Source organism: Parabacteroides faecis (genome assembly GCF_014647375.1).
Classification (GTDB): domain Bacteria; phylum Bacteroidota; class Bacteroidia; order Bacteroidales; family Tannerellaceae; genus Parabacteroides; species Parabacteroides faecis.
In genome coordinates, this window is record NZ_BMPB01000017.1 from 25,252 (window position 1) to 47,151 (window position 21,900).

The 21,900-nt window shown below is 44.9% G+C and carries 18 protein-coding genes; 9 read left to right on the forward strand and 9 right to left on the reverse strand.

Going from position 1 to position 21,900, the window contains the following annotated elements; translation table 11 throughout:
- Window positions 1-9 precede the first annotated feature (9 nt).
- Both yidC and IEY67_RS22175 read left to right on the forward strand, forming a co-directional pair.
- Window positions 10-1,908, forward strand: a complete 1,899-nt coding sequence (yidC, locus tag IEY67_RS22170) for a membrane protein insertase YidC (protein ID WP_183672403.1) — start codon at window positions 10-12, stop codon at window positions 1,906-1,908.
- A 274-nt stretch (window positions 1,909-2,182) separates the two neighbouring features.
- Window positions 2,183-3,016, forward strand: coding sequence for a DUF6057 family protein (locus IEY67_RS22175; RefSeq protein WP_183672404.1), 834 nt, complete (start codon window positions 2,183-2,185; stop codon window positions 3,014-3,016).
- Here the strand turns inward: IEY67_RS22175 and kdsB are convergent.
- Together kdsB and IEY67_RS22185 are read right to left on the reverse strand one after the other, a co-directional pair.
- Window positions 3,006-3,755, reverse strand: coding sequence for a 3-deoxy-manno-octulosonate cytidylyltransferase (gene kdsB, locus IEY67_RS22180; protein ID WP_183672405.1), 750 nt, complete (start codon window positions 3,753-3,755; stop codon window positions 3,006-3,008). The two genes, IEY67_RS22175 and kdsB, sit on opposite strands and share 11 nt — an antisense overlap.
- Before the next feature lie 26 nt (window positions 3,756-3,781).
- A complete protein-coding gene (locus IEY67_RS22185) occupies window positions 3,782-6,043 on the reverse strand; it encodes a monovalent cation:proton antiporter family protein (protein WP_183672406.1) in 2,262 nt (753 codons plus the stop codon).
- Between the two features lie 70 nt (window positions 6,044-6,113).
- Between IEY67_RS22185 and IEY67_RS22190 the strand changes: the two genes are divergently transcribed.
- On the forward strand, window positions 6,114-6,770 hold the full coding sequence (locus IEY67_RS22190; protein ID WP_183672407.1) for an AlbA family DNA-binding domain-containing protein: 657 nt from the start codon (window positions 6,114-6,116) through the stop codon (window positions 6,768-6,770).
- Here IEY67_RS22190 and IEY67_RS22195 read toward each other — a convergent pair.
- Window positions 6,765-8,147, reverse strand: a complete 1,383-nt coding sequence (locus IEY67_RS22195) for an NfeD family protein (RefSeq protein ID WP_122375360.1) — start codon at window positions 8,145-8,147, stop codon at window positions 6,765-6,767. The genes IEY67_RS22190 and IEY67_RS22195 overlap by 6 nt on opposite strands.
- A 266-nt stretch (window positions 8,148-8,413) precedes the next feature.
- On the opposite strand from IEY67_RS22195, the gene IEY67_RS22200 reads away from it, so the two are divergent.
- From IEY67_RS22200 to IEY67_RS22225, 6 genes are all read left to right on the forward strand, one after another.
- On the forward strand, window positions 8,414-8,923 hold the full coding sequence (locus IEY67_RS22200; RefSeq protein WP_028728578.1) for an RNA polymerase sigma factor: 510 nt from the start codon (window positions 8,414-8,416) through the stop codon (window positions 8,921-8,923).
- 138 nt (window positions 8,924-9,061) lie between these two features.
- The gene (locus IEY67_RS22205; protein WP_183672408.1) at window positions 9,062-10,090 is read left to right on the forward strand and encodes a threonine aldolase family protein; all 1,029 of its coding nucleotides are present in this window, start codon (window positions 9,062-9,064) and stop codon (window positions 10,088-10,090) included.
- Between the two features lie 54 nt (window positions 10,091-10,144).
- Complete coding sequence (locus tag IEY67_RS22210) at window positions 10,145-11,974, forward strand: endonuclease/exonuclease/phosphatase family protein (RefSeq protein ID WP_183672483.1); 1,830 nt, start codon at window positions 10,145-10,147, stop codon at window positions 11,972-11,974.
- A 27-nt stretch (window positions 11,975-12,001) separates the two neighbouring features.
- On the forward strand, window positions 12,002-13,381 hold the full coding sequence (locus IEY67_RS22215) for a nucleobase:cation symporter-2 family protein (protein WP_183672409.1): 1,380 nt from the start codon (window positions 12,002-12,004) through the stop codon (window positions 13,379-13,381).
- A 6-nt stretch (window positions 13,382-13,387) separates the two neighbouring features.
- Window positions 13,388-13,954 carry a xanthine phosphoribosyltransferase gene (gene xpt, locus IEY67_RS22220; RefSeq protein WP_122352045.1) on the forward strand — a complete coding sequence of 189 codons (567 nt, stop codon included), beginning with the start codon at window positions 13,388-13,390 and terminating at the stop codon, window positions 13,952-13,954.
- A gap of 28 nt (window positions 13,955-13,982) precedes the next feature.
- Entirely contained in the window at window positions 13,983-14,396 is a 414-nt protein-coding gene (locus IEY67_RS22225; RefSeq protein ID WP_075558412.1) for a PaaI family thioesterase, read from the forward strand.
- A gap of 18 nt (window positions 14,397-14,414) precedes the next feature.
- Here IEY67_RS22225 and IEY67_RS22230 read toward each other — a convergent pair whose 3' ends face one another.
- From IEY67_RS22230 to IEY67_RS22255, 6 genes are all read right to left on the reverse strand, one after another.
- The gene (locus IEY67_RS22230) at window positions 14,415-14,939 is read right to left on the reverse strand and encodes a histidine phosphatase family protein (protein ID WP_122375265.1); all 525 of its coding nucleotides are present in this window, start codon (window positions 14,937-14,939) and stop codon (window positions 14,415-14,417) included.
- 1 nt (window position 14,940) lies between these two features.
- On the reverse strand, window positions 14,941-16,251 hold the full coding sequence (locus IEY67_RS22235; RefSeq protein WP_122375266.1) for an ABC transporter permease: 1,311 nt from the start codon (window positions 16,249-16,251) through the stop codon (window positions 14,941-14,943).
- Window positions 16,248-17,174, reverse strand: coding sequence for an ABC transporter ATP-binding protein (locus IEY67_RS22240; protein ID WP_183672410.1), 927 nt, complete (start codon window positions 17,172-17,174; stop codon window positions 16,248-16,250). Before IEY67_RS22240 ends, IEY67_RS22235 begins: the two co-directional genes overlap by 4 nt.
- Before the next feature lie 14 nt (window positions 17,175-17,188).
- Entirely contained in the window at window positions 17,189-19,333 is a 2,145-nt protein-coding gene (gene dnaG / locus IEY67_RS22245) for a DNA primase (RefSeq protein ID WP_183672411.1), read from the reverse strand.
- A 61-nt stretch (window positions 19,334-19,394) separates the two neighbouring features.
- Complete coding sequence (gene susR / locus IEY67_RS22250) at window positions 19,395-20,987, reverse strand: SusR family glycan utilization regulator (RefSeq protein ID WP_183672412.1); 1,593 nt, start codon at window positions 20,985-20,987, stop codon at window positions 19,395-19,397.
- Window positions 20,984-21,895: a helix-turn-helix domain-containing protein gene (locus IEY67_RS22255; RefSeq protein ID WP_122375270.1), complete on the reverse strand. Its 912-nt coding sequence runs from the start codon at window positions 21,893-21,895 to the stop codon at window positions 20,984-20,986. The genes susR and IEY67_RS22255 overlap by 4 nt, the downstream gene beginning before the upstream one ends.
- Window positions 21,896-21,900: the final 5 nt, after the last annotated feature.

The window sequence follows — 21,900 nt, forward strand, 5'->3', positions numbered from 1 at the left end:
ACGTTATAGATGGATAAAAACACATTAATTGGTTTTCTGCTTATTGGTATTGTTTTATTTGCATTCAGCTGGTTAAACAAACCGACGCCTGAGCAGTTGGAAGCTCAGCGCCAGTATCAGGATTCGATCGCGAAGATCGAACTGGCCAGACAGGCTGAAATGCAGCGCGAAGAAAGTAAAAGCACTGCCGATAATTCTTTTGATAATCTGCCGGACTCTGCAAGAACAGCCCGGTTGGAAAGCAGTTTCGGGGTATTTGCCGCAGCTATGACAGGAGCAGACGATGTAACTGTTCTGGAGAATGACCTGATCGAATTGCATATCAGTAATAAAGGGGGACGTATTTCGTATGCCCGCCTGAAAGATTATACCACGTATGATAATAAACCGGTTGTCCTGTTTGAAGGGAAAGAGGCATCTCTCGATTTTACCCTGGTGACAGCAACGAACCGTGTGTTGAATACGGCCGAACTGTTTTTTACTCCGGTAAAAACACAGGACCCGAACCAGTTGGTTATGCGGGTGAATGCCGGCGAAGGTAGTTCGCTGGACTTTATCTATACGATCAAGCCGGACGACTACATGGTACAGTTCGATATCAAAGGTACGGGTCTGAACGGTGTCCTGGCTCCGAGTACGACTGCTCTGGACATGGTTTGGAGACAGAAGATCCGCCAGCAGGAACAAGGTATCAAATATGAGAACAGATATACAGCCTTGTATTATAAATTCCTGGCTGACGGCGTAGAACAATTGAGCGAAAGCAAGAGCGAAGATAAGAAAGTGTCGGGCCGTCTGAAATGGATCGCTTATAAAGATAAGTTCTTCTCGACAGTGATGATCGCTGACGAAGGTTTTGAAAGCGCTACTTTCGATTCTAAGATGGTTGAAGCCGACGGTATCGTTAAAGAGTTCAAGACAACAACGGCGGTGCCTTTCGACCTGAGAGGTAATGAGGCGACGACTTTCCGTTATTTCTTCGGACCGAACAGTTATCCGTTGTTGAAATCGTACGACAAGGGGATCGCTTCCGACCAGCAGCTGGATCTGGAACGCCTGGTTCCGCTCGGGGCTAGTGTATTCCGCTGGGTGAACCAGTATTTCGTTATCCCGATGTTCGACTTCCTGGGCAAATATATCAAGAGTTATGGCCTGATCATCTTATTGATGACGATCATTGTTAAGTTGATTCTGTTCCCATTGACCTATAAGTCTTATATGTCATCTGCGAAAATGCGTGTACTTCGCCCGCAGGTGGAAGAGTTGAACGCAAAATATCCGGGGCAGGATAAGGCCGTGGAGCGTCAGCGCGCTACGATGGAGTTGTATAGTCGTGCCGGGGCCAGTCCGATGGCGGGTTGTATACCGATGTTGTTACAGATGCCGGTATTGATTGCGCTGTTCATGTTCTTCCCGTCGGCTATCGAGTTGCGTCACCAGAGTTTCCTTTGGGCACATGACTTGTCGACTTATGATGCGATTTTCAGCTGGAATAAATACATTCCTATTATTACTCCGTACTTCGGTAACCATATCAGTTTATTCTGTTTGTTGATGACGATTACCAACGTTATCTATACCAAGTATAATATGGAAATGACCAATACCGGACAACAGCAGATGCCGGGTATGAAGGCCATGATGTATATGATGCCGCTGATGTTCCTGGTATTCTTCAACCAGTATGCGTCAGGTTTGACTTATTACTACTTCATCTCTACATTGATCACGATCATTCAGACGTTAGTATTCCGCTATACGATCAATGAGGATAAGTTGCTCGCCAAGCTGGAAGCAAACAAAAAGAAACCGCAGAAGAAATCAGGTTTCATGAAACGTTTGGAAGAAGCACAACGTATGCAGCAGGAGCAGTTAAAGAAACAGCAGGATCAGAAAAAGAAAAGATAATAAGGTTCCCTTTAGGGAAAGATAAAAAGAAAGGCATGCCGGTCGAAAGACGCGGGCATGCCTTTTTTTATGACCGATTATTTAAATAAGTTGTATATTTTAATCAATCGCTTGAATTTGAAGTAATCTGGTGTACGTTGTATTGAAATATTCATATATTTGCATTATTGGAATATGTCAACCTATGTGGATTATGATTATGTTGACGACTTATTTTGTCGGATTAGCAAGTTCCGGTTTGAAGGGTTTGGTATTGGTCTAAAACGGTTTACTGATGAATAAGAAAGAAAGGCTTTTGCAAGAGAGCGTAGCTGGACTCTTTGCATTGTTATGTATTCTCTTTTTCCAGTTTTTTGATCCTGATCGTTTGTTTCTGAAAGAACAGATGGTAAGTATTACGAGTTTACCGGAAGTGTTGTCCGGATATTGGGGTAAACCGGCATGGCTTGCTTGTTCTTTAGCAAGGACTCTTACCTCCCTGCTTGTTCCCGTCGGTGGAGGTGCTGTTCTGATAGCATTGGTATTGTTGGCGGAATGGTGGGCTTCTCTTTTTATATTAAAGAAATTTCATGTAGGGGGAATGGCTCCTTTGTATGCCTTGTTTCCGGTGATATTGGAATGGGGAACTTATTGTAGTCATTATTACCATTTGAATTCTATACTGTCCCTGGTTCTGACACTCTATATATTCTGTGGCTATACGTTGATAAAGACGAAATGGCTTTCCTGGGTAGCGGGATTTGCTTTATTGTTCGTAGTCTATTCGCTGGTGGGTAGCCGGTTGTTTATTTTTGTCATTCTGGTGTTGCTGTATGAAGCGGAAATAGGAGAAAAACATTGGGTATACTGGGCTTTACTGCTGATAACAGGTATTTTACTGCCTGAATTTCTGAAAGAGTTGTATTCGCTTTCGGAGGAAGATGCATATCAGTACCCGCATGCATGGCTTCCGGCATTTTTCCCGGCTATCGTGCTGGCATGTGTATTGGTAGCTACACAGTTTGAAAAAGTCCGGCATATGAAAATCAGTATATTGTCTGTCTCCATTACAACCGGACTTTTACTGGTATTGCTGTTGGTTGCTATATCCGGTTATGCTATCGGTTGAGAAAAGCGAGTGCCTTCTCCATGTCTTCCGGGGTGTCGATGCCTATCGTTTCCTGCTGGGTAATGCCGACTTTTATCTTGTAGCCGTTTTCGAGCCATCTGAGTTGTTCCAGGCTCTCGGCAAGTTCCAGCGGTGATTGCGGCAGGTTGGTGATTTCTTTCAGTGTATCGGCCCGGTAGGCATATAAACCGATGTGTTTATAATAAGTATGGTTGGGTAACCATTCCTGATAATTTTTCCCACGCATATAGGGAATGATGGAACGGCTGAAGTACATGGCTTCGCTGTTCTTGTTGAGAACGACTTTCGGTGAGTTCGCATTGAACAGTGTTGTTTCGAAATCATCGTCCGGCCGGAAAGGTTTTACCAGCGTGGCGATCTGTGTATCGGTATCGGTAAAGCATCCTTTTAATGTTTCGATCTGTTCCGGATGGATGAAAGGTTCGTCTCCCTGGATATTGACAACGACATCATAACCATCTCCTACTTTGGTGTAGGCTTCGTAAACGCGGTCTGTACCGCTCCGGTGCTGGTCGGAAGTCATGACGACATTTCCGCCGAAAGCTTTTACGGCTGTTTCGATCCGGGTATCGTCGGTGGCGACACATACGGCATCCAGTACATCTTTTACCTGTTCATACACGCGTTGTATCATGGGTTTACCAGCCATGTCGGCCAACGGTTTCCCCGGAAAGCGGGTGGAGGCATATCTTGCCGGTATTATTCCTATAAATTTCATATCCGGTTGTTTTATTCGTTAGTTGATTATCTTACTGTTTTTCCTTCGCTGAGACGTAACACTTTTTCATGCTCGCCGACGATCCATACAATATCTCCCTGTTCGAAAACCGTAGTGGGAGGCGGATTCTTGATAGAGTGGGAGTCGCGTTCGATCCCGATGACCAGGCAGCCGGAATTGTCGCGAATACCCGATTCCAGAATGGTCCGGCCGATCAGTCCTGAACCTTCGCTGATAAAGAATTGCTCCATGTTCACCTCTTTTGTTTCCTGCAGGTTATTCATCGATTCTTTATAGCGTTCTTCTATATATTTACGGAAATGGCTCAGATCGTCGTCGGCACCGACAACGACCAGCTTGTCGAACGGATAAAGCCGTTCGTTTCCTCCCGGTATGTTGATACGTTTGCTTCCGCGGATGATCGTAACGATATTTACATTACATTTCTGTCGGAAGTTAAGCTCTTTAAGTGTTTTGCCCATACTGGGAGAATTCTGTTTTACTTCGAAGTCGGCCAGGTGAAGATCACGCTCCAGCAAATGGCTGGCAAATCGTTGGTTGATGGGGGCATTCCGTTCGTTTTCCATCTCCCGCGCAGTCAGGTTCGTGAAGAAGTGGCGTTCCATCAGGATCGACTGTTTTTTTAACCGTTTGGAGAAAATGACCAGGGCAATGACTGTGGCGGCGATTGCAATCCCTATTCCGAGGGCTGTATTCAGCAATCGTGCGATCGGAAGCATAACGAGTCCTATACATAATATAATACGCAGCACGATCAGGGAGACGAGCGGACCACGGTTATATTTGTTGTCATGCCATAATTGCTCATATTCCACCGAATGATTTTTCTTCATCATGATGGCGCGCAGCATCGGAGAGATCAGAAGAAGGATCAGGACCAGTGAAATGCTTTGTCCTTGTATGCCGGGAAGTTGTTTGATGATGAACGGAGCCACGAACTGCAGCCAGATAAAGATCAGTACCAGGGTGACGGCGGTATAAGTACCTACAATACGTACCAACGCTTTTAGCAACTTGTCCCAGGCACTTTTCTGCCGGATCGTGTTAGAGCCGGAAGAATAACGTTCGAGAAAATTCATCCAGCTGGCAGGAATGAGCCGTTCGGCTATTTTATAGGCAGGTTCCGCCATACGTATCATATAAGGGGTGAAAAAGGTCGTTATGACGGAAACAGCGACGACGATCGGGTAGAGGAAATTATCAGTCACCTTGAGTGTTAACCCCAGGGAAGCGATGATAAAAGCAAATTCGCCGATCTGTGCCAGGGAGAAACCCGATTGGATGGCGACTTTGACTGTCTGTCCTGACAGCAAGACTCCGAAACTGGCAAAAAGTATTTGTCCGATCATGACAACGAGGGTCAGTATCAGGATCGGGATCTTATATTCCCAAAGCAATACCGGATCGATCAACATGCCGACGGAAACGAAGAAGATGGCACCGAACAGGTCTTTTACCGGTTTTACGATGTGTTCGATATGTTCGGCATCGATCGTTTCAGCCAGGATCGAACCCATAACGAAAGCACCCAGTGCAGATGAAAAACCGGCTTTGGTCGCGATCATGACCATCCCCAGGCATAGACCGAGACTGACGATCAGCAGCGTTTCGTCGTTGAGGAATGTCCGCGCTTTCTTCAGGAAAGAAGGGATGAGGTAAATACCGACGACAAAGCAGAAAAGGAGAAAGACACCTAGCTTAATCACGCTGTCCAGTAATTCCATGCCTTCGACATGTTTGCTTACGGCAAGTGTGGAGAGCAAGACCATCAGCAAGACGGCAAACAGGTCTTCTACGACCAGTATACCGAATACGACTCCGGCAAACCGCTGGTTGCGTAGTCCCATATCGTCAAAAGCTTTGAATATGATCGTGGTGGACGACATTGAGAGCATTCCGCCCAGAAAAAGACTGTTCATATGTCCCCAGCCGAGCGATAATCCGGTGATATAACCGAACGTCATCATCCCGATAACGACTGTGACTGCCCCGATCACCGCTGTTCCACCGACTTTCATCAGCTTCTTGAAACTGAAATCGAGCCCCAGGGCGAAAAGCAGGAAGACAACGCCTATGTCTGCCCAGATACGGATACTTTCTACGTCTGAAACTGTGGGAATTTCTTTTATAGCCGGGCCTGCCAGAATTCCGGCAACAATATAGCCCAGTACGACCGGTTGCTTTAATCTCTTGAAAAGCAAAGTAACAAGCCCCGCAGAAATCAGTATTACTGCCAGGTCTGAAATTAATGAAGGGATCTGTGACATGCTTTCACTCTTTTTCGGTTGGCAAAGTTAGACATTTATTTTAATTTTGCCGGTCAAATAATGAGCCAAAATGAAGAAGAAACATCCGATAGAAGCATTGATTGAACAGGGCGAGCATCAACAGCTCGATTTCAAGTTCGAGGTAAGCGATAGTAAAAAGATTGCCCGTACCTTGTCTGCTTTTGCCAATACCGATGGCGGTCGGTTGCTGATAGGGGTGAAAGATAACGGGAATATCTCCGGTGTCCGTAGTGAAGAAGAGTATTATATGATCGAGGCTGCATCAAAAATGTATACTCAGCCGGAAGTTCCGTTTGAAGCCACCCGCTGGGAGATAAACGGAAAAACCGTATTGGAAGTTTATATTGCGCCCAGTACGGATAAGCCCCACCTGGCACCTGATAAGGAAGATAAATATAAGGCCTATATACGTGTTGCCGATGAAAATATCCTGGCCAATGAGATCCTGATGCTTTCGTGGGAGAAAAAGCGTAGGAAAGACGGGACACTGGTGAAGATCAGCAAACCGGTGGAACGCCTGTTTGCCTATCTGGACGAACATCCATCTATCAATGCCGGACAGCTTTGCCGTATCGGCCATGTAAATTATTACACGGCCAGGAATATTTTAAGCGACCTGCTGGCGATCGATGCCTTGCGATATGTGGTCGTCGATAAACGTATCCTTTATGAGCGTGTGCCCGGTAATGATAAACTGGTACTATAGGGTGAATGTCTCCACATAGACTTGTGCATTCTCGAAACGGACGACTTTCACTTTCGTCCCTTTTTCGATAAAACCTGAATCGGATACGCCGTCATAGAGTTCGTTGTCGATCATCACTTTGCCCGAAGGGCGCAGAACGGTGAAGGCTGTTCCTTCTTTTCCGATCAGTGGGGCGAGGGAAGGCGAGGAATGGGCATCTTCCAGATCTTTATGGAGTGCTACTTTCCGCAACATGCCTTTTGTCCCTATTTTGTTGGACAGCCAGATCATCAGAACGAAACCCAGTCCCAGTCCGATCAGAACGGTAAGGACTGCCTCGCCGATTTCCTTGGTGGAGACTTCTTCGAAATTGAAATCCGTATTATTCAGTAAACTAAGGGTTAATCCGGCTACCAGGAAAATGATCCCGCTGATACCGGCTATCCCGAATCCGGGTATGATAAATATCTCCGCCGCAATCAATAACAAGCCGATTATAAATACCAGGATTTCCCAGTTTTGTGCCAGGCCGTCGATATATAAGGGAGCGAAGTAAAGTATAGCTGCGGCAACGGCTGCTGCTGATGGAAAGCCGAGACCGGGTGTTTGCATCTCGAAGTAAATTCCCCCGATAATAATAATGATCAGTAACGATTGCAGCATAGGATTCATCAGGAAACCTTTCAGGTCGTCATACCAGGACGGTTTATATGTTTTCAATTCGTAATCGTTATATCCCAGATACTTTGTAATTACTTCACCGGGTGTTTCTGCAATGCCGTCGCAATATCTCCATTCCAAAGCCTCGTCGGCTGTGAAAGTAAGGACTTTTCCCGAGTCGATCAGTTGGGGAACGACAACGCGCTCATCTACCATGGCTTCGGCGATCAGCGGATCTCTTTTCCATCTGAAAGTCGTATCCTTTCCTTGTATGATCGTATCTTTTCCGTGTGCTTCGGCAGTCGATCGGATCATGGAGCGCATATATGACTGGTATTTGTCGGGTAAAGCGGCCCCAGTCTGATTGACGACGGTTGCTGCCCCGATATTGGCGCCTTTTCTCATAAATATTTTTTCACACGCAATGGATATAAGTGCTCCTGCCGAAGCGGCATTGTTGTCGATAAAAACGTAGACGGGTATCGGATTGTATAAAATTGCCGTACGCATTGAATCCGCAGCTTCGAGCAGTCCTCCATAAGTGTTCATGTGGAGAAGGATAGCATCCGCTCCCAACGATTTGGCTTCTTCCAATCCGTTACGGAGATAGATACGGGTGGTGTTATCTATCTCTTTCTTTATATCTATCTGGTAGACGATCTTTTGCTCTTCTCCCTTTGATTTAAAGGTTGTTACCAAAAGAAATAACAGCAAAAACAAGAGTCCTGAATTTTTCATCATTTTGTCTAATTATCTATACTTTTTGTACTTTCTTGAAAATTGTAACATATAACTTGTAAATTTTGTATTTGTACAAGTTTACAACTTGCAAAAGCTGTTCATTTTCAGCAGTGTTTGTTATAAATATATTAAGTTACGATTTTTAATATTAATATTTCTCAAAGCGACATTCGATATCAATAATATTTCCTATATTTGTATTGTCTCTCAATAGTGAGGGGCTATACTTAACCGGTATTAACCTTTTATAAATAGTAAGTAATATGAATGCGTTGCAATTTCAGAAAAAATTATTGAGCATGCAAGAAAACATGATGAATTTTGCATTGATGCTCACCGCAAATCGGGATGACGCCCAAGATTTGATGCAGGACACAACGCTGAAGGTTTTGGACAATCAGGAAAAGTTTGTTGATAATATTAATTTTAAAGGATGGGTCTTGACCGTCATGCGTAATATCTTCATAAACAACTATCATAAGATAGTTCGTACGCAGACAGTTGTTGATCAAGGTGTTGATTTGTATAATCTGGACGTCGTTAATGATTCAGGGTTTGATTCTCCGGACGGAGCATATCAGATTCAGGAAATCACAAAGGCCATTAATGGATTGAATGATGAATTGAAAGTTCCTTTCTCCATGTTTTTAAGTGGTTATAAATATAATGAGATAGCAGATAAACTGAATGTACCGCTGGGAACCGTAAAGAGTCGTATCTTCTTTGCCCGCCAGGAGTTGCAAAAAGTTTTGAAGGATTTCCGCCTGGGATAGTGGTTAATATTCTAATAAACAAGTTAATAAAAAGAAGGAGTTTCCGTTTGGAAGCTCCTTCTTTTTTTAATATATGGATGATAAAAATGACATATTAATGAATAAATACGTACTTTTACTGCAAAATTCTAAAACACAATGAGAAGTTTTGCAAGCGATAACAATTCTGGTGTCCATCCCTTGGTGATGGAGGCTGTGATAAAAGCAAATGAGGATCATGCGATCGGATATGGCGACGATCCCTGGACAGCTGCCGCAGTGGTAAAGATCAAGAGTATATTCGGTGGAGAGGCATCTCCATTCTTTGTTTTTAACGGGACTGGCGCTAATTCGGTAGCGTTGCAGGCCGTAACACGTCCTTTCAATAGTATTTTATGTGCGGAAACGGCACATATTAATGTCGATGAATGCGGTGCTCCGGCACGTATGACCGGTTGTGCGGTTGTTACGATCCCGACCACCGACGGCAAACTTACTCCGGAGCTGATCAAGCCGCGTTTACATAACTTTGGCGTTTGCCATCATTCGCAACCGAAAGCCGTTTATATTTCTCAGGTTTCAGAACTGGGTACAGTCTATACGATTGAAGAGGTGAAAGCGATTGCAGACTTACTGCATGCTCATAATATGTATTTGCATATGGACGGTGCACGTCTGGCGAATGCCTGTGCCTATCTGAATTGTTCCATGAAGCAAGTGACGGTAGACGCCGGTGTCGACATTTTAAGTTTCGGCGGTACAAAAAACGGTATGATGATGGGAGAGGCTGTCGTTTCTTTCCGTCCGGAAATTACGGAAAACCTGCAGTATTACAGAAAACAGTCGGCTCAACTGGCTTCCAAACTACGTTACCTTTCAGCTCAGTTTATCCCTTATCTGGAAAATAACCTGTGGCTTGAAAATGCTATGAAGGCAAATATCAGTGCAGCGAAACTGGCTGCTGCGCTCAAACAATATCCGCAGATACAATTTACGCAGAAAGTAGAAACGAATCAGATATTCTTCACGATCCCATCCGAACCGTTGAAAAAACTCCAGGAGCGTTATTTCTTCTATATGTGGAATGAAGAAAACAATGAGGCCCGCCTGGTTACTTCCTGGGATACGACCGGCGAAGATATAGCTGAATTCGAACAGGATTTGAAAGAAGTAATGGGAGAATGTTAATCACTAAACTATAAACATATGAAACACGGGAGTGGGTTAATGGCGGTACTTTTTATGTTATTGCCGTTATGCAACCTTTATTCACAGGAGAAGGGAGCGAGGGAAGATAATACCTTGCGTATAATGAGTTATAATATCCGTAACGGGAGAGGAATGGATGATGTTTCCAACTTTCAACGTACGGCCGACGTGATCAATAAAGTGCATCCGAATGTTGTTGCCGTACAGGAAGTGGACAGTGTGACGGGCAGGAGCGGTCAGACCGATGTGTTGCGTGTGCTGGCTGACAAAACATTGATGTATCCGGTATATGCTCCTGCTATCGATTATGACGGAGGAAAATACGGTATCGGCATGTTGAGCAAAGAGAAACCGCTCGGTTATCGGTATCTGGCACTCCCGGGAAGAGAAGAAGAACGTGCCCTGCTTATCGTAGAATTTGAAAAGTATATTTATTGTTGTACCCACCTTTCCCTGACAGGGGAAGACCGCCTGGCTTCGTTGGAGATTATCAGCAGAGAAGCTGCAAAGGCGAATAAGCCTCTCTTTATTGCCGGCGATTTTAATGCTCATCCGGATTCGGAAGTCATTAAAGGTATACAGAACGATTTTGTAATCCTGACAAATACCAAGCAACCGACTTTCCCGGCAGATGAACCGACTGAAACAATCGATTATATTGCGGCTTATGCAGAGGATACTACTGCCTTTACACGTCTTTCCGCCTGGGTAGTCGATGAACCGGCAGCTTCCGATCATCGTCCGATCGTAACGGATATCGTTTTCAAACAACCCGCTGACAAGATCTTCCGTACGGAACCTTATTTGCAGAATCCGGTAGGGAACGGAGTTACGGTTATGTGGCAGACTACTGTTCCTGCTTATAGTTGGGTTGAATATGGCACGGATAAGAATCAGTTAAAGAAAGCGCGTACCATCGTGGATGGTCAGGTGATCTGTAACGATTTGCAGAATAAGATCAGGCTGAATGACCTGGAACCGGGTAAGACTTATTATTATCGCGTTTGCTCTCAGGAAATCATGCTTTACCAGGCTTATAAGAAAATATTCGGGGAAACGGCTGTTTCCGATTTCCATACATTCACGTTGCCGGAATCTTCTACATCCGATTTTACAGCCATTATCTTTAATGACCTTCATAAGCATTCGGAAACGTTGCAGGCACTATATAATCAGGTAAAAGGTGTAGATTATGATTTCGTTATCTTTAACGGCGATTGTATCGACGATCCCGCCAATCATGATGAAGCAACTCATTTTCTTTCTGAACTGAATGAAACGGTCGGGGCAGCGGATGTTCCCGTATTCTATCTGCGTGGTAACCATGAGATCAGGAATGCTTATTCGATCGGTTTGCGTAAACTGTTCGATTATGTCGGCGATAAGACATACGGTGCGTTTAACTGGGGCGATACTCGTATCGTCATGTTGGATTGCGGTGAAGATAAACCCGATGACCATTGGGTTTATTATGGCCTGAATGATTTCTCCGCCCTGCGTGAGGCACAAGTAGGCTTCCTGAAAGAAGAACTGGCTTCCAAGCCGTTTAAACAAGCAACGAAACGCGTGTTGATCCATCATGTGCCTATTTATGGAAAAGATGTGGACCGTTATAATCCTTGTCTGGAATTATGGGGTGGCTTATTGGCGAAAGCTCCGTTTAATGTATGTATCAATGCACATACTCACCGTCATGCTTATTATCCGAAAGGGGTTGCCAATGGTAACAATTTCCCGGTTATCGTAGGAGGCGGTTACCGGATGGACGGTGCGACGGTCATGGTACTTCAGAAAAAAGGAAAGGATATGACTTTGCGTGTATTGAATGCCAAAGGAGAGACCCTTCAAGATCTGAAACTGTAATTAAATATTTATCATCAAATAACAAATATGGATATAAATACTGAAGAGTTAGAAGAGACTATTATTCCGGTAAAAGAAACAGATCTGATTTACGGTATAGATGACCGTCCGCCTTTGAAAGAGGCTTTGTTTGCAGCTTTGCAGCATTTGCTGGCTATCTTTGTCGCGATCATTACTCCGCCGCTGATTATTGCGGGTGCTTTGAAACTCGATCTTGAAACAACCGGCTTCCTGGTGTCGATGGCTCTTTTCGCTTCCGGTATATCCACATTTGTACAATGTAAACGGATCGGTCCGGTAGGAGCCGGACTGCTCTGTATACAGGGAACGAGTTTCTCGTTTATCGGACCGATCATTTCAGCCGGACTAACCGGTGGCCTGCCGCTTATTTTCGGTGTTTGTATGGCTGCTGCTCCGATCGAAATGATCATTAGCCGGACATTCAAATATATGCGTTCGATCATTACTCCGCTGGTTTCCGGGATTGTCGTACTGTTGATCGGATTGAGTCTGATCAAGGTCGGTGTAGTCTCCTGCGGAGGTGGGTTTGCTGCGATGGATAACGGAACGTTCGGTAGTTTGAGGAATATCGGTGTGGCGGCAACGGTATTGCTGAGTGTACTGTTCTTCAATCGTTGTAAAAACAAATACCTGCGTATGAGTTCGATCGTACTTGGGCTGTGCATCGGTTACGGACTGTCTTTTGCCTTAGGCATGGTCGATATGAGTGTGGCTTCTTCCCAGAACCTGATGGGATTCAATATCCCGGTACCTTTTAAATACGGACTCGACTTTAATATCTCTTCTTTCATTGCTATTGGCCTGGTTTATCTGATCACGGCTATCGAAGCGACAGGAGACGTGACAGCCAACTCCATGATTTCCGGTAAATCGATTGAAGGAGAGGGGTATCTGAAGCGTGTTTCGGGTGGTGTGCTGGCAGACGGTGTAAATTCTTTTGTTGCCGGTGTCTTTAATTCGTTTCCAAACTCTATCTTTGCACAAAATAACGGGATTATCCAGTTGACGGGCGTTGCCAGCCGTTATGTCGGCTATTATATTGCCGGCATGTTGATTTTACTGGGATTATTCCCGATCGTGGGAGTGGTGTTCTCTTTGATGCCCGATCCGGTTCTCGGAGGGGCGACATTACTGATGTTCGGGACGGTAGCAGCTGCCGGTATCCGTATCATCGCTTCACAGGAGATCAACCGGAAAGCGACACTGGTATTGGCTGTCAGTCTTTCCCTGGGATTAGGGGTAGAACTGATGCCTGATATTTTGAAAACAGCTCCGGAAGCTATAAAGGGAATATTTTCATCCGGTATCACTACCGGCGGTTTGACGGCGATCATAGCCAATGTCCTGATCCACGTAAAAGAAGACAAAGTAGATAAAACAGAATAAAAACACATGGAATTACTTAAACAGCGTATTTTGCAAGATGGCAGATGTTATCCGGGAGGCATCCTGAAAGTGGATAGTTTTATTAATCACCAGATGGACCCGATGCTTCTGTATAAGGTTGCTGAAGAATTTATCAGACGTTTTGAAGGAGAACATATCAATAAGATCGTGACGATCGAGGCCAGTGGTATTGCTCCGGCTATCATGGTCGGATATATCTTGCAATTGCCGGTGGTATTTGTGAAGAAGAAACAACCGAAGACAATGGAGAATATGCTGAGTACGGTAGTCCATTCTTTTACGAAAGATCGTGATTATACGGTTTGTATAAGTAATAACTTTTTGACAGCCGACGACCATATTCTTTTTATCGATGACTTCCTGGCTTTCGGTAATGCGGCTATGGGAATGCTGGATCTGGCAAAACAGGCAGGTGCTACTATCTCCGGCATGGGCTTTATCATAGAGAAAGCCTTTCAGGACGGTGGAAAAGCTTTGCGTGAATCGGGTATCCATGTGGAAAGCCTGGCAATCATAGATAATCTGGATGATTGTAAGATCACGATCCGCTAGAAGGAAACCAACTAATTGAGTAAAAATAATGAATACAGAAGTAAAAGAAAGATTGCTTGACAGGGTAAAAACGAACCCATATGTAAATCATCTGGGCGTTCAATTCACGACGGTAGAGGATGGAATAGTCGAGGCACGCATGCCTTTACATGATGAACAACGCCAGTACAGCGGGGTTATTCACGGAGGTGTGCTGGCGGCTTTGGCGGATACGATCGCCGGTTTTGCCGCTTATACGATGACACCGCTGGACAAAGATGTCCTGACGGCAGAATTGAAAGTCTCTTTTTTAAGAGCCGCCTGGGGCAAGGAACTGATCGCTAAAGGTACGGTGATCAAACCCGGACGTCACGTTCATTTCAGCGAGTGTGAGATTTATTGCGACGATAAACTGGTCAGTAAAGCATCCGGTACATTCAGTGTCGTGCAGCCCCAGGTATAAACAATAACAAAGAATCATTCAGATTGAAAAGCGCAGACAAGCTGTGTTTTTCATGATCGGCAGCTTCAGGATATCCTCTTGCTGCCTTTTTTCTATCCGTACGATAATGGCACGGTTGAAACCTCCGTGTCCGATCGCCAGGATACGTTTTCCGGGGAAGTTCGTTTGCAGGAATTGCAGAAACTCTCCGGCTCTTTTATATAAAGCCTCCAGGCTCTCTACGCTTTCCGGGAGTTTTTTGAAATCCAGTTCATTGGCAACCTTTCCGGTGTAAACACCCCAGTCCATTTCCCGGAGTAGCGGCGTTTGGACCGGCTCCAGTCCTTTTCGGCGGGCAACGGCCATGGCGGTATCGTAACTTCGTGCCAGGTCGCTGCTAACGATGATATCGATCTCTTCCTTTTCTAACAGGTCGGCAAGTTGTTCCGCCTGTTGTTTGCCCAGTTCGGAGAGATGTCCGGGCATCTGTCCCTGCATGATGCGTAGTTTATTTTCTTCCGTCTCCCCGTGACGGCTTAGTATAAGCGATATATTCTGTTCCATATTATTTATATTTGATCCATTTGATCATCTCTTTGATGCTCGGTTTCTTTCCGTACATCAGGATACCGACCCGGTATATCTTGGCGGATATCCAGACAATTCCGATAGCGGAAGCATATAATAACGCTACAGACAATAACTTTTCCCATAACGGTATTTCAAACGGGATGCGTACCATCATGACGATCGGAGAGGTGAACGGAATCATCGAACACCAGAATGCCAACGGTCCGTCCGGGTTCTCCATACTATATATACCGGCATACAAAGCAAAGATCATAAAGATCGTAACCGGAGCCATAAACTGCTGGGTATCCTCCTGGCTGTCGACAGCCGAACCGATAGCAGCAAATATGGAGGCATATAACATATAACCGCCAATAAAATAGATGATGAAAGAGATTCCTATTTCCGCAATATTGATCGAATTGATAATTCCCATAATCTCATTGCCCGAAGAGGAAGCCAGTGCGCCTGCATCCATCATACCCATGGACGGGGTTGCCTGTAAGGCTGTCACATCCGCACCACCGGAGAACATGAATCCTCCGACAGCCACGAGGATCGTTGTGATAACTCCCCACAGGAATACCTGTGTCAGCCCGACAAAGCCGATACCGATGATTTTCCCCATCATCAGATCGAACGGGCGAACCGATGAGATCATCACTTCAATGATACGGTTGGTCTTTTCTTCCATAACACCTTGCATCACCATCGCTCCATACATCATGATAAACATATAAATGATAAAGGTAAATACCATCCCGATCACGGAAGCCACGGTAGCCGATGAGGCACTTTCCTTGCCATCTTCACTCCATTTGATCGTTTGTACATTAAAGTTTATCTTACTTTCCCGGATGATCTCTTTCAGGTTAGGGATATTGAAGGATGCCAGTTTCTCGCTTTCCAGCTGTTTGCTGAGTGTCTGGTTGACCATCCGGCTCAGTTCTACCGGTACTTGTTTTTCAGAATACAAGGTCGCTGCTTTGGGATTGTCCAGCAGATCGTCCGTGATACTCAGGAAGGCAAATATTTCTTTGTCCTCGTTTTGCCGGTATTCATCCAGCGTCTTATTGCTATGGATGAAATGATAGCTTTCGTTATTCTCGAACAACGGGGCATACTTTCCGGTCGTATCGATGATGGCAACGTTACGTACTTCGTCTCCCTTGATGGTCGATAACCATAACGGCACGAATACCAGTGCGGCAAACAGAAATGGTGTAAGGAACGTTAGCAGGATAAACGACTTTTTGCTTACCCGGCGCAGATATTCTCTTTTGATAATAAGTCCTATTTTATTCATGCCAGTGTAGAGTTTGTGCCCGAAACGGTATTAATAAATATATCATTCATGGATGGAAGTTCTTCGGTAAACGATAGAATCTCGACCTCTTCGGATAAAGCGGATAATAAGGCGGAATTGCTGACTCCGTCTGCTTTATGGATTTGTAATTCGCGTATTCCACTTTGGTCTTTTTCAGAAAGCAGCGTGAAAATATCAGAATGATCGTTTGAAAGTTCGCTGTCGGATGAGATACGCAGTGTAAACGTATTGTTACGAAAACGGTTTCTGATCTCCGCTACATTACCCGACAGTACGACTTGCGATTTGTTGATCAGGGCTATATTGTCACATATTTCTTCGACCGAAGCCATATTATGGGTAGAGAAGATGATCGTATGCCCTTTTTCTTTCAGTTCCAGGATTTCCTGTTTCAGCCGTTCTGCATTCACCGGGTCGAAGCCGCTGAACGGTTCATCGAAGATGAGCAATGCCGGTTCGTGTATCACGGTTATGATGAACTGTACTTTCTGTTGCATCCCTTTTGATAACTCCTCCAGTTTCTTATTCCACCAGGGCATGATGTCGAACTTTTCAAACCAGCGGGTCAGGCGAGTCCGGGCTTCCTGATAGGACAATCCTTTCAGTTGGGCGAGATAAATGGCCTGTTCGCCGACCTTCATCTTTTTGTATAATCCCCGTTCTTCGGGCAGGTAACCGATCTGATAAATATCTTCCGGCTTCGATTCGCGGCCGTTGAAACGGACAATTCCGCTGTCAGGAGCCGTGATACGGTTGATAATACGGATCAGCGTGGTTTTTCCGGCACCGTTCGGTCCGAGTAACCCGAATATTTTCCCTTCGGGAACTTGTATGCTGACTTTATTCAGGGCAAGATGATTGGCATATTGTTTGACCACATCTTCTGTTTCCAGAAAGTTCATAGGCTTTAAGATTGTTACATTTTTAATACGATACGTTCTCCTAATTCTTTACTCAATACATTTTTTATTTCGTTCAGGTGGGTGAGTTGTTTCATCAACTCGAACACCTTATCTTCATTTCCCTGGGCATGTGCCTCTTTAATACCCAGTTGTGCCTCCTTTATCTGCCGGAGGATATAGGCATCTTTCATGGCATATAGTTCACGGATGACCAGTTGGTCCAGTTTATCCTGCTCCTGTTCCAACTCGCGGTATTTACTGTGATATTTGCTTAGTTGATACTTTTCGCTGATCAGGTTGGCGGCGAGCCTGCTGACATTCGGATCCGGATGGGCCAGAAAATAACGGCTGGCTTTAAATCCCTCGGTCTTGCATTTCTCTGAGGCTTCGTCGAGCATGCTTTTAAAGATAGGGGTATAAAAAGTCAGATCGTCACGCTCCAGGTCGTAACGGATATATTCTGCAACTCGCATTATGACCTGTTCGTTTGTCTCCTCATCCACATAATCGAACAAGACCTGTTCACCGTACCGCACGATATATTTCAACAACGTAAGCTCATATACCTCATATGGAGAGCGTTTCGGTTGGACGGGATGGACCGGTTGTGTAGGTTGTACCGGCGGAAAATCGGGCGGTGGAACCTCCATAGGCCCTGTCTCTTCCATCGGATATTCTTCCATTGGCGGTGGAGGAGGAGGCATATTATCGTCCGGTAATGGCATCGCATCGTCCGGCGGTGGCAAAAAGCTATCCTCAACGATTGGCTGGTAACCGGGAATATCAGGATATTCCGGTATTATACTCATCGTATTGGATACCGGAGGAGTACCCTGTGTATTTTGTCTTTCTTCTTTGCTTAAACGAATTTTATTGACTTCGTTCAACAACACCTGTTCGTCTATCTCCATCATTGCACTGCATTCGCGGATATAGATTGAACGGGCAATATTGTCGGGAATGATGGCTACCGTACGGATAATATCCGTGATCAGCGACGATCGTTTGATCGGATCGTTTCCTGCATCATCCAATAATAAACGGGTTTTGAAGCGGATAAAGTCTGTTTCGCTCTGCTTGATAAATTCAGCAAACTGACTGGCATTGTGTTTACGGGCGAACGAGTCGGGGTCTTCACCGTTGGGGAGCAGGACCACCTTGACATTCATGCCATCTTCCAGCAACAGGTCGATACCGCGCAGAGCGGCTTTGATACCGGCGGCATCACCGTCATATAATACGGTTATGTTACTGGTGAAACGGTGTATAAGCCGTATCTGTCCTTGTGTAAGAGCCGTACCGGAAGAAGCAACGACATTCTCGATTCCCGCCTGGTGCATGGAGATCACATCGGTATAGCCTTCCACCAGGAAACAGCGGTCTTCCTTTACGATGGCCTGTTTGGCGAAATAGATACCGTACAACTCATTACTCTTGTGATAAATCTCACTTTCCGGTGAGTTGACGTATTTGGCTGTCTTCTCGTCTTTTTTGAGTACGCGTCCACCGAAAGCTACGACTTTTCCGCTTAGGGTATGTACAGGAAAGATCACACGGCCACGGAAACGGTCATTGACTCCTCCGTTGTCATAGACGATGACGAGTCCTGTCTTTTCGAGAAATTCTTTTTTATAACCGTTCTTGGTTGCTGCCTTATATAAAGCATCCCGCTGGTCAAGACTGTAACCTAACTGAAATTTACGGATGGTGTCTTCCCGAAATCCACGTTCGGCAAAATAACGCAATCCGACGGTTTTCCCTTCTACGTGTTCGTACAGTTGGGTGCTGAAATACTGTTGTGCCCAACTGTTGACGATCAACATACTTTCCCGGTCGCTGCGTCTTTGCTTTTCCTTATCGGTCAGTTCCCGTTCCTGTATCTCGATGTTGTATTTCTTGGCAAGATAACGTAAGGCATCGAAATAGTTCAGCTGTTCATGCTTCATAATAAAATGAACAGCCGTGCCTCCTTCGCCGCAGGCAAAACATTTACATATATTTTTAGCCGGAGAGACGTAGAAAGAGGGTGTTTTGTCAGTATGAAACGGACATAATCCTACATAGTTGATCCCTCGCTTACGCAAGGTAACGAATTCAGAAACAACATCCACAATGTTTGCAGCGTCAAGTATCCGGTCTATGGTAGGTTGATCGATCATTTAATTATTTCCTTCCTTATAATAACGGAAGGCAAATGTAGTGATTTTATTTGAAATATGTTTACAGGACTGCTACCTGTTGTTCAAACTCTTCTTTATTCAGTGCCTTGCTTCTGACCTTGCTTCGGTAGGAATAAACCGTAGCCAGCGAATATCCCAGGAAATGGGCGATATTGCTACTGTCGTTTATTCCGAGCCGGATGAGGGCGAAGATGCGGAGTTCGGTCGATAATATCTCACCGGATTTAGGATATAATTTTCCTTCTTCCGTCATTAAGCCGTTAAAAGATTCGATGAAACGGGGGAAGAGCCGGAGGAATGATTTATCGAACTCGTTGTAGAAGTTTTTCCGCTCGTCGCGTATGAATTGTTCGGACTTGATCGTCTTGAACAAATCATCCAGCTTGGAGGCCATTGCCAGTTTGGCGAGTGAACGGCGATATGTATCCAGTTTATCCAGATAGATAACGCATTGGTTCAGGTAGAGTGCGATGTATTCTTCTTTTATTTTGCTGGCCTGGCTCAGTTCCTGGTTGATCTCCTGTAACTGTTCGTTGGCGGCACTGACTTTCTTACGCATAAACGACAGCTTTTTCATCTGGCGGTAGAGGTAAACGATGGTGATCAGTAAAAGGACTGCCATCAGGCTGATGCTGATAAGCAGGGTGCGGGTAATCTGTTTCTCTTTCTGTATCTTTAGTTTATAAACTTTATCCACGATCGGGAAAAACTCGGTCACTTCGACTGAACGGAGACGGGCATTGCAGGCAACGGCATCTTCCATCGAACAGCTCAGGTATTTGTATGCCCGTTCGATATCTCCCTTTTCAAACATGAGTAACGCCAGTTTTTGCAGGGATATATATTCACGTTTGGCTGCTTTCAGATCGCTGATCGCTGTTTGGGACAGGTTATAGATCTGCTTTTCCGTATCGCCTTTTTGAGCGTATGCCTGGGATAGGTTATATAATATGTATATAGCGGATTCTGTGCCCTGAGCTTTTGTCAGTTCGTCGTTCATCAGGCGAATGGCTTCATCCGGATTACCGTTTACGATCAACTGGTCTGCCAGTACGATATTATGGTCGATGCCGTTTGGCGTAACAGCCAGGATCGAATCGCGGTAAGCGTTTGTCTGGGCGATGTATTTATGACGGTCGTTCGTGCGGGTGTAATCGGCTATCCATCCATAGAAAGTACGGCTGGTATAATAATAATAAAGTAATGAGCCTTCACTAAGACTCTCTCTCTGTATTTGTTCCAGCTGTTCGGGAACTTCGTTATAAAGCCCCATGATACCGAGAACCTCTGCCCGGGCTATCCGCAGGTCATTCTTATAGGATGGGTTACGGAGTGAGTCGGTCAAAGCCTCTCTTCTTTCCAGGTAATGCAAGGCTGAATCTGCCTGGAAATGCAGGTAGATACCGAATAAAGTTCCGTATAGTTCATATTTGCTTTCCAGCGAAGAGGTCGCTTTCAACAGACTTTTAATGCTATCGGCTTCCTGTTCCCGTTGCTGCTGGAAGAAAGGTTTCTGCGCAATCGTGCGATCCAGTTCTTTTAGCAGGGATAGATTCGTCTTGTCTTTTTCAGAAGCATAAGGCAACTGAATGCAGAACAGAAACAGGAGAATGGCTGATATCGTTTTAGTCATAGGAGTGTTTTTCTCAATGTTCTGTATTCATTTGGCGAATATCCGACGATACGCTTAAATGCCCTACTAAAATATTGTGGATATTGATACCCTAGAGCATAAGCGACATCACTGATTGATTTGGCCGGGTCGGCGAGTAACTCTTTTGCTGTATCCATTATTTTCGACAAGATATATTCCTGTGCAGAAGAACCGGTTACTTTTTTTATCAGATCTCCGAAGTAATTCGCCGATAAGTGTAGTTTTTCTGCACAATAAGCTACGGTCGGTGTTCCAAATAACTGGGGTTTATCCGACGTAAAATAATCGTTCAGTAACGCTTCGAAGGTGCTGAGCGTATCTTTATTCTCTTTTTTGCGGGTAATGAACTGACGATCATAAAACCGGGTACAATAATTGAGTAATAACTCGATAGCCGAGGCAATAATCAGGTTACTGTGCTTGTCCGTCGCTCCTTTGATTTCTTCATCGATCTTTATCATACAGTCGATAACGGTTTGTCGCTCCTGTTTCGAAAGGTGTAGTGCCTCATTGACTGCATAGGAAAAAAATGTATAGTCTTGCATATGACGTCCCAGGGGGGTGCCGTGTAACAACTCGGGTTGAAATGTCAGCCACCACCCTTTGGGCTGAAATACTTCACCTGTATCGTCGTTACCGATAATCTGTCCCGGTGCGGCAAACACCAGTGTCTCCTCCTGAAAATCGTATAATTTTCGACCGTATTTAATCTGGTCGGCACATTTAATGTCTTTTAGATAAATGACATAGAATCCAATATTTTTACGGGTATGATGCAACGGTTTGATTTTCGACGCATCGATCACGCTGACCAATGGATGGGGAGTCTCTATACCCAAAAAATCATTGTAATCTTTGATCGTATTCAGTTTTATAATCTTCTCCATAACAG

What these genes read in the sequence shown, in the direction of transcription:
- xpt (WP_122352045.1), top strand. Translation starts at nt 13,388, where the DNA reads ATGGAATTACTTAAACAGCGTATTTTGCAAGATGGCAGATGTTATCCG.
- IEY67_RS22185 (WP_183672406.1), bottom strand. Translation starts at nt 6,043, where the DNA reads ATGTCACAGATCCCTTCATTAATTTCAGACCTGGCAGTAATACTGATT.
- IEY67_RS22225 (WP_075558412.1), top strand. Translation starts at nt 13,983, where the DNA reads ATGAATACAGAAGTAAAAGAAAGATTGCTTGACAGGGTAAAAACGAAC.
- IEY67_RS22215 (WP_183672409.1), top strand. Translation starts at nt 12,002, where the DNA reads ATGGATATAAATACTGAAGAGTTAGAAGAGACTATTATTCCGGTAAAA.
- IEY67_RS22210 (WP_183672483.1), top strand. Translation starts at nt 10,145, where the DNA reads ATGTTATTGCCGTTATGCAACCTTTATTCACAGGAGAAGGGAGCGAGG.
- IEY67_RS22205 (WP_183672408.1), top strand. Translation starts at nt 9,062, where the DNA reads ATGAGAAGTTTTGCAAGCGATAACAATTCTGGTGTCCATCCCTTGGTG.
- yidC (WP_183672403.1), top strand. Translation starts at nt 10, where the DNA reads ATGGATAAAAACACATTAATTGGTTTTCTGCTTATTGGTATTGTTTTA.
- IEY67_RS22230 (WP_122375265.1), bottom strand. Translation starts at nt 14,939, where the DNA reads ATGGAACAGAATATATCGCTTATACTAAGCCGTCACGGGGAGACGGAA.
- IEY67_RS22240 (WP_183672410.1), bottom strand. Translation starts at nt 17,174, where the DNA reads ATGAACTTTCTGGAAACAGAAGATGTGGTCAAACAATATGCCAATCAT.
- kdsB (WP_183672405.1), bottom strand. Translation starts at nt 3,755, where the DNA reads ATGAAATTTATAGGAATAATACCGGCAAGATATGCCTCCACCCGCTTT.
- IEY67_RS22190 (WP_183672407.1), top strand. Translation starts at nt 6,114, where the DNA reads ATGAAGAAGAAACATCCGATAGAAGCATTGATTGAACAGGGCGAGCAT.
- IEY67_RS22200 (WP_028728578.1), top strand. Translation starts at nt 8,414, where the DNA reads ATGAATGCGTTGCAATTTCAGAAAAAATTATTGAGCATGCAAGAAAAC.
- IEY67_RS22175 (WP_183672404.1), top strand. Translation starts at nt 2,183, where the DNA reads ATGAATAAGAAAGAAAGGCTTTTGCAAGAGAGCGTAGCTGGACTCTTT.
- IEY67_RS22195 (WP_122375360.1), bottom strand. Translation starts at nt 8,147, where the DNA reads ATGAAAAATTCAGGACTCTTGTTTTTGCTGTTATTTCTTTTGGTAACA.
- dnaG (WP_183672411.1), bottom strand. Translation starts at nt 19,333, where the DNA reads ATGATCGATCAACCTACCATAGACCGGATACTTGACGCTGCAAACATT.
- susR (WP_183672412.1), bottom strand. Translation starts at nt 20,987, where the DNA reads ATGACTAAAACGATATCAGCCATTCTCCTGTTTCTGTTCTGCATTCAG.
- IEY67_RS22255 (WP_122375270.1), bottom strand. Translation starts at nt 21,895, where the DNA reads ATGGAGAAGATTATAAAACTGAATACGATCAAAGATTACAATGATTTT.
- IEY67_RS22235 (WP_122375266.1), bottom strand. Translation starts at nt 16,251, where the DNA reads ATGAATAAAATAGGACTTATTATCAAAAGAGAATATCTGCGCCGGGTA.